Origin of the sequence: Flammeovirga pectinis (assembly GCF_003970675.1) — a bacterium.
Lineage (GTDB): Bacteria > Bacteroidota > Bacteroidia > Cytophagales > Flammeovirgaceae > Flammeovirga > Flammeovirga pectinis.
In genome coordinates this window covers 4,461,216-4,478,626 of the sequence record NZ_CP034562.1, presented here as the reverse complement: position 1 = coordinate 4,478,626, position 17,411 = coordinate 4,461,216, and the positions used below count along the sequence as shown (strand labels likewise).

At 33.2% G+C, this 17,411-nt stretch carries 7 protein-coding genes; 6 read left to right on the top strand and 1 reads right to left on the bottom strand.

What is annotated here, in order from left to right; translation table 11 throughout:
- Window positions 1-4 precede the first annotated feature (4 nt).
- Window positions 5-1,468: an alpha-L-fucosidase gene (locus EI427_RS17705; protein ID WP_240655326.1), complete on the bottom strand. Its 1,464-nt coding sequence runs from the start codon at window positions 1,466-1,468 to the stop codon at window positions 5-7.
- Window positions 1,469-2,079: 611 nt separating this feature from the next.
- Here EI427_RS17705 and EI427_RS17700 point away from each other — a divergent pair.
- The 6 genes from EI427_RS17700 (at window position 2,080) to EI427_RS17675 (ending at window position 17,390) form a co-directional block, all read left to right on the top strand.
- Complete coding sequence (locus tag EI427_RS17700) at window positions 2,080-6,255, top strand: hybrid sensor histidine kinase/response regulator transcription factor (RefSeq protein ID WP_126617246.1); 4,176 nt, start codon at window positions 2,080-2,082, stop codon at window positions 6,253-6,255.
- A 269-nt stretch (window positions 6,256-6,524) separates the two neighbouring features.
- Entirely contained in the window at window positions 6,525-9,620 is a 3,096-nt protein-coding gene (locus EI427_RS17695; protein ID WP_126617244.1) for a SusC/RagA family TonB-linked outer membrane protein, read from the top strand.
- 14 nt (window positions 9,621-9,634) lie between these two features.
- On the top strand, window positions 9,635-11,275 hold the full coding sequence (locus EI427_RS17690; RefSeq protein WP_126617242.1) for a RagB/SusD family nutrient uptake outer membrane protein: 1,641 nt from the start codon (window positions 9,635-9,637) through the stop codon (window positions 11,273-11,275).
- Window positions 11,276-11,300: 25 nt separating this feature from the next.
- Window positions 11,301-12,485, top strand: coding sequence for a carbohydrate binding domain-containing protein (locus EI427_RS17685; RefSeq protein ID WP_126617240.1), 1,185 nt, complete (start codon window positions 11,301-11,303; stop codon window positions 12,483-12,485).
- Between the two features lie 253 nt (window positions 12,486-12,738).
- Window positions 12,739-15,663 (top strand): T9SS type A sorting domain-containing protein, encoded by a 2,925-nt coding sequence (locus EI427_RS17680; protein ID WP_126617238.1) that lies wholly within the window; start codon window positions 12,739-12,741, stop codon window positions 15,661-15,663.
- A 41-nt stretch (window positions 15,664-15,704) separates the two neighbouring features.
- Complete coding sequence (locus EI427_RS17675; RefSeq protein ID WP_126617236.1) at window positions 15,705-17,390, top strand: sulfatase-like hydrolase/transferase; 1,686 nt, start codon at window positions 15,705-15,707, stop codon at window positions 17,388-17,390.
- Window positions 17,391-17,411 lie beyond the last annotated feature (21 nt).

The following is a 17,411-nucleotide window of genomic DNA, read 5'->3' as shown; positions in this document are numbered from 1 at the left end:
ATCCCTACATCAAATGCTTTTCATTTTTAAATTTCACTTCTAACACAAAAGCATAATCACATGGTTTTTCTTTAGGTAAAACTACATTAAGATCATCTTTCCCTTGAGTCCAAGTTAATGGAGTGTCATGCCCTAATAATGTCACTTCTTTAATTTCTGCGAGTGTATATTCTGAACCTAGCTTTAAAGCTTGTATGTTTAACTCACCACTTCTTGGCCAATCCATGGCTATAGTATATAATCTACCGTTATTAGTTGTAAAGCGAAAATCATTTGCTGTAAGCGTAGTATTACTATCTTCTGAATGGTGTCCTGTTGCTACTTCTGTAGGTCCATCTCCAAAAATCTTCCATGGTCGAGACCCATAAATAGCCTTACCATTTATGGATAACCAGTCCCCTATTTCATTTAAAATGGCTACCTGATCTGCCGGAATTGTTCCATCTGCTTTAGGTCCTACATTCAATAACATATTCCCGTTCTTACTTACTATATCCACAAGGTCATCTATTAAAGTATTGGCATCTTTAGATTTCCAATTTTTTACATAACCCCAAGAGTTGGTACCAATAGATGTACATGTTTGCCAAGATCTTGGACTTATATCAGCCATTTTTCCTCGCTCAATATCCAATATATGCGTTCCTTCTGGGAAGGTGATTTTTTTGTAATTTTTACTTTGGAGTACAACATCTCTTTTCCACTCAATCCCTTTGTTATACAAGTAAGATGCAATTTTAGGATGATATGAAGTAAACTCTTCTTTATCAGAATAGAAATCAAAATAAAGAAGATCTGGTTTATAATTGTCAATAATATCTTTGGTTCTATCCCACCAATGTGCTAAAAACTCTTGATCTGCAGGTGCATAATGAGGATGAGGTCTACTGTATAAATCACTAAAATTTGGGTCTACAGTGTCAAAACCTTCTTTATAAGTATAGTAATTCCAATTGAAAGCAAAGTGAGTAGAAGCACCAATTTTCATTTTATTAGCTCTTGCTTCTTTTGTCAATTCTCCTAAAATATCCTTTTTAGGACCCATATTTACAGCGTTCCACCTTGTATGTTTAGAGTTGTACATAGCAAACCCGTCATGATGGTCTGCTACAGGAATAATATACTTTGCTCCAGACTGTTTAAAAAGTTGTACCCATTCTTTTGCATTAAAGTTTTCGCCCTTAAACATTGGTATAAAGTCTTTGTAACCAAACTTGTCTAAAGTACCGTATGTTTTTAAATGGTATTTGTTGGCTTGTGTAGCCCCTATTTTAGAAACTTCGCCATCGGGGTTCCAAACAACACTATCCATGTACATAAACCTTGGGTACCACTCAGAACTATTTGCTGGTACAGCATAAACACCCCAATGTACAAAAATACCAAACTTAGCATCTTTAAACCATTCAGGCTCTTGGTATTGTTGTAAAGACTCCCAATTGTCGTCAAAAGATATCTTATTTACCATCTTCTTGTCTTTCTGGACAGTGCATGAAGCCAGAAGAACAAACAATAGTAATGTCACAGAATTTCTCATATTCATAGTCATTTTATATATCACTCCTAAGAGTTCTTGTTATATGTATCTTATAATTTATAGTCAGCTCGTTAGTAAATTTTGATGTACAAAAAGCTTTTTTGATTCACTTCAATTTTACGTTTATCAGTCTACTTTTGTACGCTTTCACAATTTATAGGATTATAAGAATTAGACGAGGGAATTATGAATACAGATAGAGGGTACGTTATTATATTTATTGGTATTAACAGAATTTCAGCCCTTTAAAAACTTCTCCTAACACTTTTCACGCCCTATAATTAGGTGTTTTTACCCCCTATAAAATTTACCCCCTATAATTAACAAAATTTACGCAAAACACATTTTATTCTTTAAAAAGTTATATATCAGCACGTTACAAGTTATTATAGCTTACTGTATCATCACCTCATTTATTAATGGTAAATAAGACCGTTGCAAATCTATTATTTAACTGTACCTTTAACACGAAAGCAGCATTCACTACCTTTTATTACTACACAAATAATCAAGTTTTTGATTTTTATTTTACTTAAAGCAGTATGACTAAAAAATCATATTGGAAGACATCTTTTATAGTTGGGCTTATTATAGTATTATTTACTATATCTAATAATTGTTCGGCTAATAATAAAGATCTGTTCCTTAAACATTATACAACCAAGCAAGGGTTATCACAAAACGATGTAAATTGTATTTACCAAGACCAAACAGGTTTAATTTGGATAGGTACAAACGATGGTTTAAGTCGCTTTGATGGTTATGAATTTAAAAATTACCGTATCGATTCTCATAATTTACCTTCAAATTTTATCCGAACAATTACAGAAGATAATAAAGGTAATTTATGGATAGGCACACTTAACGCTGGTATTTATAGACTTAACCTTACTACAGAACAATTTACTTTCTTTTCCAATAAGGAAGGAAAACCAAAATTATTTACTAACAATACTATCACGAATCTAATTATTGATAATAAAGGGAACCTCTGGTTTGGTAATCGTAAAGGACTAAATAAAATTAGAAGTGCTAGTTTGCAAACAGAGGCACTTGTAGTAGATAAATATTACCACAACCCTCATAATAATGAAAGTATTGCTTCTAACAACATTACCAACCTTTATATAGATAAAGTAGGGCATCTTTGGGTGGGTTCAAAAAAAGGTTTACAACTTATGATCCCTCCCAATAATGAAGATCAGTTTTGTGTATTTCGGAACTTTGAAAACAAAAAATTAATTAGCCTTAACGCGATCACCGAAAATAAAGGAGAACTATTAATTGCCTCTTTTGATGGTATATATCAAATTCAATTAAGTGAGATTACTAAAGAAAATCCTACATTTAAAAAAGTGAGTGATTTAAAAGTTGGTACACTCCTCTCGGATGATAAAAATACAATTTGGGCAGGAAACGAAAACGGTCTTTATCAGCTTAAAAAAAATGCTTTAACGGGTGATCTAGATGAAATAGGGCATCAGAATAGTTATAATAATGACTATATCGGTTCTAATATTATCAATACGCTTTATAAAGATAATTTAGGTGTGATATGGATTGGAACAAACGGTAGTGGCATCAATAAATACAACCCTAGAAGAAAGAAATTCACGCATTTTAAACAAGGTGAAAACCCGCTAGATTTAACCTACAATAAAATTAGAAGTACCTTCCAAGATAACTTAGGTCGTATATGGATTGGTACAGAAGGTGGAGGTCTAAATGTTTTTGATAACAAGAAAGTTCGTTCTCTAAATGTGGCTAAAAATAAAAAGGCACAGAATATTGTTTATGCAATAGAACAATGGAAAGATCAGCTTGTATTTGGTGTAGGCTATCCTTCTAAAACATTAATTATTCCTATTGATAAGGCGTTAACGCTAGAAAATAAGATTATTGAAAGTACGGTCCATCCTACCGATCATATTTTTGCAACCTTTGATATTGCCAATGATGGCGATTCTATTTTATGGTTAGCTACTTACGGTGGTGGTATCATCAAAGGCATTGAAAAGGATAAAAAATTTGAGTGGTCTTTTCCTACAATTATTGATAAGAATGACCATGAAATTGATATTATCAGAAGCATCACTATTGATAAAAAAGGAAATATCTGGTTTGGTACGAATAAGGGTTTAGTGTTTCTATCAAAAGAAGAAAAAGTTAAGAAAAATCCTTATTTCGAAATCTTTACCAACACTAAAGAAGTGCCTTCATCGCTATCGTATAATTATATTTTACCTGTATTCGAAGCCTCAAATGGCGAAATTTGGGTAGGTACTATGGGCGGAGGTTTAAACATCTTCAACCCTAAAAAAAGTACAACTACCGATATAAATTTTGAACACCTATCTACTAAAAATGGATTACCCAGTAATGTGATTAAATCTATTTTAGAAGACAATTATGGTAACCTCTGGGTAGCTAGTAACAAGGGTTTGAGTAAAATAAATTTAGAAAACAGAAGAATTAAAAACTTTGATTTAACAGACGGTCTACAAGGTGATGAATTTGGTGAGTTAGCTGCTGTTAAGTTAAACAATGGGAAGTTGCTCTTTGGCGGAGTAAATGGTATAAACATCTTTAAACCTCATGAAATTATAGATGACCATACTGTGGCAAGTGTAATTTTTACTGATTTAAAGATTCTAAATAATGAGATTAATCCTTATGATTCTTTCTTAGGCAATCAGATTTTAACCTCATCATTACAATCAACAAAAGCGATTGAGTTACCCCATAATCAAAATAGTTTTTCTTTTAAGTTTGCTTCATTGCATTATGGTGCATCAGAAAACAATAGCTATAGATATAAATTAGACGGGTTTGATAAAGATTGGGTAACTGTAGATGCAGGGCAAAGAGAAGCAAAATACACCAATATATCTCCGGGTAATTATATACTCTACGTTAAAGCATCCAACTGTGATGGTATATGGAATCCTAAGGCTATTTCTATGGAAATAACTGTACTTCCGCCTTGGTGGTGGAGTATTTGGGCAAAGCTCTTTTATGTTATTCTTGTTATTGTTCTAATTGGCTTTTTCTCTAGATTTACCATTATTACCGCGAGAAAGAAAAGTCAGCTGGAAATGGAAAAATTTGAGAGAGAAAAATTGGAAGATTTGAGCCAATTAAAACTTCAGTTTTTTACAAATATATCGCATGAGTTAAGAACGCCACTGACTTTAATTAATACACCCATAGAGCAATTAATTAAGAAAGGGAACACGGTTTCTACAACAGATAGAGAGAAAAGCTATCAAATGATTTTTAAGAATGTTCAACATCTAATGCGTTTAGTAAATCAATTATTAGACTTTAGAAAAGTAGAACAAGGACAAATGAAATTGCAATTATCAAAAGGGAATTGGTCTAACTTCTTAGATCAGGTGTACCACTCTTTTAAAGAATTTGCAGAATATGAGCACATCTCATTTACCTACGAACATTCTTCAACTTCAATTGAAGGGTATATGGATACTGACAAGCTTGAAAAAATAGTTTACAACTTATTATCCAACGCTTTTAAATTTACGCACGAAGGTGAAATTAAATTAGCAGTAATGCAGGAAGCCGACAAAGTAAGAGTTGTTCTTAAAGATACAGGAATTGGTATTCCAGAAGAAAAATTAGCCTACCTATTCAACAGATTTTATCAGGTTTCTAATCTTAAAAAAGCGAAGAACCGAGGTACAGGAATAGGCTTAGCATTTACAAAAAGTTTAGTTGATTTACACCACGGAACAATCGCTGTAGAAAGTACATTAAACGTGGGTACTACTTTTACTTTAGAGTTTCCATTATCTGCCACTGCTTATGAGGGTGAAATAATTGAACAAGTAGAAAGTACTCCTAGTGATGTATTAGAAGAGTACAAAGAAGAAATGATAGATGAACTTGAGGTGAATGTAAAACAAAAAATTCTTGTGGTAGATGATAATACATCTATTAGAGAATTATTGACTGATTTACTAAAGGATGATTACGATGTATATAGTGCAGAAAACGGGCAAGTAGGTCTCCAAAAAGCCAAAGATGTTTTACCAAACCTTATCCTTTCTGATATTATGATGCCTGTGATGGATGGGTATGAATTTACAAAAAGCATTAGAGATGATAATCATTTATGTCATCTACCTATTATATTATTAACGGCAAAAAACTCTGAAGATAGTAAGTTAAAAGGCTATGAATATGGTGTTGATGCTTATGTTACAAAGCCTTTTAATTCTGAAGTGCTCATAGCGAGAATACAATCTTTATTAGAGAATAGAAAAAATCAGCAAAAGAACTTCAAGACAAATATTGATGTAAAACCAAGTGAAATCACCTATACATCTATAGACGAAAAGTTCTTAAAACGCTTGGTAGAAATTGTAGAAGAAAACATTTCTGATTCAGAATTTACAGTGGATAAATTAGCCTCTGAATATGGTGCTACTCCTATCCGTTTAAATCAAAAATTGAAATCTTTAACTGGGCAAACTGCAAAAGGATTTATACGTAACATTCGATTAAAAAGAGCCGCTCAAATGTTAAAAATAGGACGTTATAGTGTAAGTGATGTTACTTATGAAGTAGGCTTTAATGATCTGAAATACTTCAGAAATTGTTTCAAAAAAGAATTTGGAATTCCTCCATCAATATATTTAAAAGAAAATAGTACAGAAAACGAACAACAAGATCTTTTAGAAGAAATTGATAATAAATAAAGAGCAAACAACCTTATTAGAAAACTCCGCTTAATAATAAATAAATAAACAAATGGGAGGCTACCTTATACATTTACACTAAGGTAATTTTTACCCCCCTCTTTTTAGATAAAAAATTATTCTACCCTTTGTATAACAGCGTAAGAAGCGTATTTATACCCTTTTTTATAATAGTTTTTTAGACACTTAAATAGATAGCAAGACCTATTTTTACAATTCAATTTTAATGAGATGAATTGAATTTTCAACAAACTTAGTATGTAAAAAATATGAATATTATTTTTACTAAATCAGCAAAACTATTGAGGTTAATACTTCTTCTAACTCTATTTTCCTCTCTAAACCTTTTAGCCCAAGGTGTAGATATTAAAGGTACTGTTCTAGACGAACAGGACGCTCCTTTAATTGGTGCCTATATTATTGTAAAAGGTACAACAACAGGAACAGTTACAGATTTTAATGGCCTATTTAAATTACATGTACCTAACAAAGAATCTGTTCTAGTGGTATCATCTATTGGCCACAAAGACAAAGAGGTTTATGTAGGTGATAGAACAAACTTCGATTTAAAACTTGAGTATGATACCGAAGCACTAGAAGAAGTAGTGGTTATTGGTTATGGTGAACAAGAAAAAAGAGAAATTACTGGTGCAATTACTCAATTAAAGGCAGAAGATTTAGAGAGATCTCCAACAGCCGATTTGGGAACTGCACTACAAGGTCAAATGGCTGGTGTTTCTGTTAGATCCGCTTCTGGTGCACCAGGTGAACAATCAACAATTACTATTCGTGGTGTAAGCTCTTTTCAAGATGGTGGTTCCGAACCACTCTATGTAGTAGATGGGGTAACTTATACATCAAACCCTAATATCTCTCCTCAAGAAATTCAATCTATAGAAGTATTAAAAGATGGTGCTTCTGCAGCTATTTATGGCTCTAGAGCATCTGCAGGTGTAATTCTTATCACTACAAAACGTGGTGAAAAAGGACAATTAAAAGTGAATTTAGATGCCTATTATGGTATTCAAAAAATCACTTCAGGTATTGAACTAGCAGGAACAGTAGATGCCCTTTACATCAATAAAATATTATACGACAACAAAGATACAGGGAAATTTGATCCACTATCTTTTAACCCTCAAGGATTGTATTATGACACCGATTGGTTAAAAGAAGTTCAAGTTGACAATGCTCCTATTCAAAATTACAATTTAAGACTATCGGGTGGTTCTGGTTATGTAACGTATAACATTACAGGTACTTTTTATGATCAAGAAGGTGTTTTTATTAACTCAGGATATCAAAGAGCAAACTTAAGATCGAATACTACTTACCAAAAGGATAAGTTCAGAATGCAACTTAACTTAGGTTTAAATAACAGTAAAAAAGAAAGTGAACCGTGGGGATTACAATATGAGGCTATTAAGCAATCTACAATGATCCCTCCTCTTGATGTAAACGATACAGAATTTGTTGTACCTGGTGCAAACCCAGAAGCAATGGGTGGTTTTATTGGTAAATTAAGAGAATCTAATGAGACGTTCGAAGATGGTTACAATGGTAACATTATCATGAACTATGAGTTATTTAGTGGTTTTAAATTAAATGCAAATGTTGGTGGTTCAATTCAGCGATCGCACAACGAATGGTTTAAACCTACTTACGAAGTGTATGACGACCAAGGTAATTATATGCTAAATGCTTCTAACCCAATATCAGAATTAAGATATACAGATTATACGTATTATAGATCAATACAAGAATATACAGCTTCTTACAACAAGAAATTTGGCAAGCATAAAATTGGTTTAGTTGGTGGTGTTACTTTCGAAACATCAACATCAGAAAAAAGCCAGATACATGGTGCCGAACTTGCTAGTAATTCTACACCATCTATGGGTGCAGCTAACGAAATTAGATCTGTAGATGAACGTTATGCGGAATCAAAAAACATAGGAATACTCGGCAGAGCACAATATAACTACGACAATAGATATATGGTAAGTGCATCTGTTCGTAGAGACGGTTCTTCTCGTTTTCATCCTGATAATAATTGGGGAGTTTTTCCTTCTGTTTCTGGGGGATGGAATATCTCTAACGAGAAATTCTTTAAACCACTTAAAAAGACAGTATCTAACTTAAAAATTCGTTACGGCTATGGTCAAACGGGTAGCGATAAAGCAGGACAAGGACTGCAGAACTTAACGGCTTACTTACCTTACCAAGCTATTGTAACCCCTCAAGTAGATTATCCTTTAGGGCCAGAATATGATGACAACTTACAGTTAGGAACTACAAACCCAACGTATGTAGATGATGGTATTAAATGGGAAACAAACATTTCTCAGAACTTAGGTATTGATGCAGAATTCTTTAATGGTAGAGTAACTTTCTCTGGCGATGTTTATAAATCTGACAAGCAAGACATGTTATTGGCTGTCCCTATTCCACCGTCAACAGGTGCAACAACAGCGAATAGTTACAATATGGTTTGGCAAAATGTAGGTAACTTATCAAATAAAGGTATTGAGTTAGTTTTGGGATATAACAACCACATTGGTGATGTTCATTTCAAAATTAATGGTACATTTTCTAAAAACGTAAATGAAGTAGTTTCTTTAGCTCCAGGTTTAGAATCTGTTGCAGGCGGCCAGCCAATTATTGGTAAGGATAGTGAGAACACTACTTTCTTAAAACCAGGATACCAAGCCGGTTCCTTCTTCTTAATTCCAACAGACGGAACTATTAAAACACAAGAGGAATTGGTAGAATATCAGAAAATTATTCCAACTGCACAGTTAGGTGATTTAAAATATATTGATGTTAATGGTGATGGTAAGATAGACGACGATGACAGAGAATATATGGGTAGTGGTACTCCGCTTTGGGAGGCTGGATTAAACATTACAATCTTTTACAAAGGGTTTGATTTCGGTATCCAATTCTTTGGTTCTTATGGAGCAAAAGTCTACAATGGTTCTAAAGCATATGCGTATCAAAATAAGCGAAGTGCTGAATTAGTAAATGCATGGCAACCTGTTAACCCTACTTCTAATATTCCAACACCTAGGGATCAAGCAGAACATTACAATACAAGAACGTATTCAGATTACTTTTTAGAAGATGGTTCTTACCTAAGAATTCAGAACATCACTTTAGGGTACACCTTACCAAAAAGTTGGTTGAAATCTTTAAAAGTAAGCAATTTCAGAATCTATGCTAGTACACAAAACCCTTTCACATTCACAAATTATTCAGGTTTTGATCCAGAAGTGGGTTCTTCTAGTGTATTCTACAGAGGTGTTGACAGAGGGAATTACCCTGTATCAGCAATTTACAGAGGTGGTATTTCTTTAGAATTTTAATTGTTAATCCTATCATGAAAAAAATATATAAATTAGTCGCTATTTTAATGTTGTCAGCATTAGTATCTGGATGTACTGATTACTTTGATGTTGACAATCCGAATGCCGTTCTTGAAGAAGATTTCTGGCAAAGTGGAGACGATGCTTACAAAGGTTTAATGGCTACATATAGTGGGTTACAAGGTAAAGGAGCGAACGGTGGTTCTTCTTCTACAAAGATGCCCGTTCGTGCTGATACAGGAAGACCTAACAACTGGAACCAAGGAGATAAAGCACTCCAACAATTGTCTTTTAATGATAACACAGATATTGTAAAAGACAAATGGGGCGATCTATACACTGGTATTTTTAGAGCAAATCAGGTTATTCAAAACCTTCCAAATATAGAAATGGATTCTCTAGACAAAACGTTGTATATGGCTGAAGCTCGTTTCTTAAGAGGTACATTTTATTATTGGTTATACAGTACTTACAATAATGGTAGTGTAATCATTCACTTGAATGTTCCAAATACAGACGATTTTTCTAAACCACCTTCATCTAAAGAAGAGGTCTTGGCTGTAATTTTAGATGATTTACTTTTTGCTCAAAAAAATCTTCCAGAAACTTGGGAAGATGATATGAGAGGAAGAGCAACTTGGGGTGCATGTACTGGTATGTTAGGTCAAGTTTATATTAATGAACACAATTATGTATCTGCCAAAGAAGAGTTTAAGAAAATAATTGACAGTGGGTTATACACTCTGACGCCAGAAATATCTTGGAACTTTGATTTAGACCATGAATTCAATACTGAATCTATCTTCGAGGTAGTCTTCTCGGCCGTTCAAAAACCTGGTTCTTCTGGGTATGGTCAAGATGGACCTTCTGGATCTGAAGGTACTACAAGAGCAAAAACGTTAGCACCTGGTAATGCTGGCGGGTATAGAAGTGTAATGCCTTCTTATTGGGTAACAATGCTTCTAAAAGAAGATAAAATGGACCCTACAGATCCAAGAAATAATGATAGAAAGTATTCTCTTAGAGCTGAAGCTTCTATTGCAATGGCAGATGATGGTACAATATTTTATCAAATACCAGTAGAAAAGAGTGGTTTCTCTAACGGAGAAGCTTCTTATGTAAGAAAGTTTCAAAACCATTGGAACGATAATGACGGTATTGGAGATGTTGCCAATTCTGGTATCAACGAAAGAATTATACGATTGGCTGATGTGTACCTTTTATACGCTGAATGTCTTTTAGAGGTAAATGGCAATGGAGGTATTTCTGAATCTGTAAGGTTAATTAACGAAGTAAGAGCTCGTTCTGGTTTAACACAATTAGACCCAATTAATTACAATTCGACTACATTAATGGAACACATTATGTGGAACGAAAGACCTAAAGAATTCCTCTTTGAAGGGCACGATACGAGGTGGATCGATTTAAGAAGATGGGGTAAGATTAAAGAGCATTATGACCACTTAGCAGACATGAATTTTGTTTTACTAAACAAGATTTTAAAATATGCTACAGAAGATCAAATCAACTCAGGACAAGTTCCTATTTTGAAAGAATATGTTGAAGCAGCTGCGGTGTACAGTCCGTTAGCTCATGACTATTTTCCTATTCCTGTTACTGAAACAGTAACCAATCCAAATACTTCTGATAACTAATTTGTAAATAGAAAAAGTCTTAAAAATGAAGAACTTTAAATATATAATAAATAGTTGCCTTGCACTGCTTCTAGCATTAACTTCTTGTACAAAAGAAGAAGTTGATCCTAACAGCAACTTTACAGATATAGCCATCTTTATGTCGCCAAGTACACAACTTGTAGAAGTAGGTAAAATTATCTCTTTTGCAGATGGGTCTAGAGGTGCAACAGAAAGAATGTGGTCTATAAACGATCCCTCTTATTTTACTCTGATCAATACAACCGAATCTAAAGATCAAACTGTTCATCCAGAGTTTCATGAGGTTGGAGAAATTCCTGTAACATTACATTTAGAGTTTGCAGATACAACTTTAAATCAAGATACAATAGTATATATCACTGTTTTAGATTCAATTACTGCAGACTTCGAAATCACAAAAATAGAAGGGTATTACAAAGCAGGTGACAACGGTTCTTGGGTAGTAGAACAAGGTACAATTATCACATATTCAGATAAAAGTACAGGTAACCCAGATACATTTAGTTGGAATGTTGGTGGTGTAAATACTGGAGAGTTAACGGCTAGAACAATCAAAGTTCAATATAGAGAAATTGGTAGTTTTAATATTGGTTTGTCAGCATCTAGAACAACGCCTTACGGTAGAAAATCTAATCATACTAAATATAATTATATTAAGGTGATCAAGTCGACAAAGCCATACAACTTACTTACAACGAACCCAAGTTTTGAAACAGGAGAAATGGATCCATTTACTACTTGGTTTGAAAAAGGTGCTGGCGAAGGTTCTATAACTTCTACAGATGCTTTTGATGGAGAATATGCCATGAACTTACTAATGAACGACGCTTCTAAAGTACATGTAAACATGACTGATGGCTACTTTGGTGTTGAAAAAGGTTTAAAATATACGTTAGAGTTTATGGTTCGTTTTAATGAGGTTAATCCAAACTTTAAAATTGAAGCTCAAATAATGCCAAGCAATGCATGGGCAGATAATTACAAATACGTAATCAATTCTAAAGACGTTGATTTAAGTGAAGAAATGCTGGGACAGTGGCAAAAAACATCTGTACTCACAGATCAAATTGCTCCAGAAGATATTGAGTTAGCAAGGCTGTACTTAATAATAAGTGGTGGAACCGGAGGGAATGCAAATTTTGATATAGACAATCTGAAATTTTTATACCATGGAGAACCGACAAATTAATTCTTCAACCGGAATTCATTAATTCTAAAGCACAGAATATTCCAATGGAATGTTCTGTGCCTTTTTCTTTCATAACACCTTGTAAATAGATACAATACAAATAGAAAAAGTAGAACTCTACCTAATTCTATTAGAAACAATAGATTAAATTGCAAATCAAAATTACCCCCCTTATTCCCTTAAAATTATACCACTACGTTTTTATGGTCCCTTGTATATTTAGGCTAGTAAATAACAACACCAACCAACAGAAATGAATAAAAAAATTACTTACATACAAACTATAATTTTAGGTTTTTCAATTTTACTAATACCTATAATTGGTGCAGCACAAACTGCCGTAACAATAGACTTTCAGACACAAAAATTTCTGAATGATGCTTCTACTCTAGACCGTACAAAATATTTTAATATCCATATTGCAGCCAGCCAGAATTACTCGGATAAAGACATGAGTGATTTAAAAGATTGGGGTGTAACTATGGGAAGATCTTTTTGGGGACCTTTTGGTAGATACAAAGAATATATAAACACAAATAACGACTACCCTGCCGAAGAATTAATACAAGAGGAAAGTAGTAGAGAAATTAACTACCTAAAAACACAACACTACTACAAATACATTACTCCACAGCTAATTATTACAGACCATCCAGATGCAATGGTAGATATGGACATGAACACAGAAAATGCAGGTAAATTTGCTGCTAATCATTTCTATCATGGCTATGAAGAAGATAAAAGACCCATCTATTATGAGCCTGTAAACGAACCTTTTGTACATGCACATGAACCTGTTTTTACAGAAGATGGTAAATATTCAGCAGATGAAGTAAGAATTAAAACTGCAGAATATTTTAGAGATATCGGTAAAGCCTTTGATGAAAAAGGATTAACAACCAATGTCGTAGGGTATGTTTCTGCATGGCCACAAATGGAACTATGGGATTTTGGACATTGGGAGTCTCGTATGAAAATGTTTATGGATATTGCTGGCGATTATATGGATGGTATTTCTATTCACTTATACGATGGTATAAACGTAACAGGTCAGGATACTGAAAGATCTGGAAGTAATTCTGTTGCTACACTAGATTTAATCAATACTTATAGTTTTATTAAATGGGATTCTTTAAAACCGTTGGTGATAAGTGAGTATGGAGGTATTCCTAATGGGTACGATGAAACGTATTCTGATATTAAAAGTATACAGTCTGTTCGATCAATCAATCACCTTATATTCCAACTTCTTGATATACAAGATAAACTAATGATCTCCGTCCCATTTATTACGGGTAAATCTCCGTGGTATTATCAAGACAATGATTTTGAACCTTATAAAGCTGATTTATGGAAACCCGTTAAATCTTCTGTTATCAATAACGAGATCAAAGAATATGAATATACTGCCAAAAGACGTTTTTATGATTTATGGAATAAAGTGAATGGAAATAGAGTACAATGTACTACATCAAACCAAGATATTTTTGCACAAACATTCGTAGACAATAATGCGGCGTACATCTGTCTAAATAATATCGATGCTATAAACCAAGAAGTTTCTCTACAGTTTTTAACCTCTGTAGGTAACATAAATAGTGTAAACAAGAGGAGCCTTAAAATTTATGTAAATGCCCCCGTTATTTATGAAGATTTAGACCTCAATACCCTTCCTGAATCTATTACTTTAGAACCACACGAAACAGTAGTGCTTACTTTAGGTCTAGAAAGACCAATTGTTTTCAATAAAAAAGCAATAAGAAAAGAGTATTATTCTAAAACGTATTTACAGCCTATTAAAGCAAATACACCTTTAAATTTTACTTTTAATACTGTAGATATTAATGCAGAAGAAGGTGAAGCTAGGCTTAGAATGAGTATTGGTAGAAAGCACAATGTTTCTAAAAAACCTATAGTTAAAGTAAACGGCAAAGAGGTGAAAATTCTAGATAATTGGAAAGGTTATGATCAAACTGATAAAGATGATTTCTTTGGTGCTTTAGAGATACCAATACCGCATGCTATTTTAGAAGAAAAGAATGAAGTGAGCATAACGTTCCCAGATAATGGAGGTACAATTAGCTCTGTAATTTTAAGTGTAAATAATTTTTACGACTTAGGAAATCGCTTGCCTTTTAATGTTGATCCGTTTACGTTACCAGGAAAAATAGAAGCAGAAGATTTTGATTTAGGAGGACATGGTTTAGCGTATTTCACTTTTGATAATAACAATAATTATAATCAATATAGATTTAACGAAGGTGTTGATATCAAATCTACTGAAGAAAATAAATACACTATTGAGTTAGATGAAAACGAATGGACATCGTACAGTATTTCTGTAGATCAGCCTGTAAATTATACGTTAAGAGTTAATGGAGCAGCAATTACAGACAGTGCCAAAATTAGTGTTACCGTAGACAACGAAATTTTAAATACTCCTTTTAAATTATCGAGCAACGAAAATAAAGATTATGAATTTCAGGTGGAATTAGGTATTGGTGAATACCCAATTCATGTAATTGCTGAACAAGGAAAAGCTGAAATAGATTATATAGGATTTATTGATGAAGAATTGTTTTACGAAGACATTCTATTTACTCCCAATAACACTACACTTTTTGATGTAAACGATGAGAATATCTTTGAAATAGAATATGATGTCTCTAAAGAAAGAGATATTATTGTAGAAGCATGGGGGGATATTTTCTTGTTGGGTAAATCTAGAATAAGCGTAGAAAAAGGAAACGATAAAGTACTTGTACCTATTACTACATTTTTAGACTCTATAGACTATCAAAATATAGAAGTTACCGCTAAGATTGTACAGCACAATAGTTTAAACAATATGGTTTTTGCAAGTACTGTATTAGAAGTTCAAGAAGAAACACCAGAAGAACCTCCTTTAGCACTAGAAGATGAATTAACAAACAAGAAAAAGTTATTAGTTTTCCCTAATCCAACATCAAATAACCAGAAGTTAACCCTAAGAGGAGAAAGTAACATCTACAAAGTAGAAACACTTGATATTCAGGGAAATGTTATAGATACTTTTATGTACAAAACTCCTCAAAAACAAGTGACCGCAAGATTATCAAATAATTATACAGCAGGTATTTATTTAGTAAGAGTTTATGGTATATCGCATTATGCGGTAAGTAAAATCTTAATTAAATAACCCCTGATTACACAAGAAAATTACAATATAATATATAAGCCATGTCTAATAAATATTTTATTATCCCACTTATCTTTTTGTCGTTCTTCGCAAATGCACAAAAAAAGAATAAAGATACTAGACCTAATATTATTTTTATCTTAACGGATGACCAACCGTACGATTACTTAAGTGTTACTGGAAATAAAACAGTAACTACACCAAACATTGATAAACTGGCAGATGAGGGTACATTATTTACAAATGCACATATCACTACCCCTATTTGTATGCCAAGTAGAGTATCAATGTTGATGTCGCAGTATGAACGTAAACATGGTGTTGATTTCAATTCGGGAACAGCATTATCTGAAGAAGCTTGGCAAGATTCTTATCCCATGCAAATGAGAAAGGCGGGGTATTTCACTGCGTATATTGGTAAAAACCATACTCCACTTGGAACAAACGGTTATGATTCTAAAGTAATGGAGAAATCTTTTGATTACTGGTATGCAGGGCATAGACACCTTGGTTTCTACCCAAAAGATCGTCATGAAATTTTTAGTGGTGCAGAAGCAAATACTCAAATTGAAATCATTGAAGAAGCAACAATGGATATGTTGGATAACAATGAATTTAGATTGGAAAAAGCCATCACTTTCATAGATAAACGTCCTTCAGACAAACCATTCTTATTAAATATCTGTTTCAATTTACCTCATGGTGCTGGTACAAGTACTATGAAACAAAAAGAGTCTGATCCAGAAATTTACAAATCACTTTACAGAGATCAAGATATTCCGTTACCTCCGCATTATATCGCTAAAAAAGATATTAAAACACCAAAAATCCCTGCAGATGTTTTACATGCTGAAGATAGACAAAACATTTACGATCATGTAGATACTCCAGAAGGAACAAAAGAAAGGTATATCCGTCAGTTACAAGCCATGAAAGGTATTGACAATTTGGTTGGTGATTTAACAGCTAAATTGAAAGAATTGAAGTTAGATAAGAATACAATTATTGTTTTCTCTTCTGATCATGGTTTATTAATGGGGCAATATGGCTTGGGTGGAAAAGCACTTCTTTATGAATATTGTACACATGTTTCTACCATCATAATGGACCCTACTATTCCTAAGAAAAAAAGAATAGAAGAGTCAGATGCTTTAGTACAATCTATTGATATTGCACCTACAATTTTAGCAAAAGCAGGTGTTGAAATTCCAGAGAGCTACCAAGGAAAAGATATTTCTGAATTACTTACAGACAGTGATAAAGAAGTAAGAAAATATGTCTTCACAGAAAATTTATGGTCTACTATTTTTGGTAACCCTAGATGTGAAGCCGTTCAAGATAAAGAATGGAAATACATCCGTTATTACAAAAACACAAACATGTCGTCAATTGATGTTACAGCTTATGCAAAAGACATGGATATCAATTTAATGAAAGTGCTTTATGGCAATAGTGACGAAGAAGCAGTTATCTTCAGAAGCTACATAGAAGGACCATTAAAAGGAGAGCAACCTGTGTATGAAGAATTATATCATCTTTCAGAAGACCCTACTGAAGTCCAAAATTTAGCTTCAGATAAAAAATATCAAGCAAAATTAGAAGAGATGAAAATGGTTTGGGCAGACCAAATTAAAATGGCAAGAGGAGAAGGAAAACCTAAAGTAGAAAGATACACTACAGAATCTACCTTGGAACATAAAGGAAGTGCTCCAATAATTCACGATTAAGTAGACAGAACAAACAAAACA

Excerpts from the sequence above, each read along its gene's own strand:
- EI427_RS17675 (WP_126617236.1), top strand. The coding sequence starts at position 15,705 with ATGTCTAATAAATATTTTATTATCCCACTTATCTTTTTGTCGTTCTTC.
- EI427_RS17695 (WP_126617244.1), top strand. The coding sequence starts at position 6,525 with ATGAATATTATTTTTACTAAATCAGCAAAACTATTGAGGTTAATACTT.
- EI427_RS17705 (WP_240655326.1), bottom strand. The coding sequence starts at position 1,468 with ATGGTAAATAAGATATCTTTTGACGACAATTGGGAGTCTTTACAACAA.
- EI427_RS17680 (WP_126617238.1), top strand. The coding sequence starts at position 12,739 with ATGAATAAAAAAATTACTTACATACAAACTATAATTTTAGGTTTTTCA.
- EI427_RS17700 (WP_126617246.1), top strand. The coding sequence starts at position 2,080 with ATGACTAAAAAATCATATTGGAAGACATCTTTTATAGTTGGGCTTATT.
- EI427_RS17690 (WP_126617242.1), top strand. The coding sequence starts at position 9,635 with ATGAAAAAAATATATAAATTAGTCGCTATTTTAATGTTGTCAGCATTA.
- EI427_RS17685 (WP_126617240.1), top strand. The coding sequence starts at position 11,301 with ATGAAGAACTTTAAATATATAATAAATAGTTGCCTTGCACTGCTTCTA.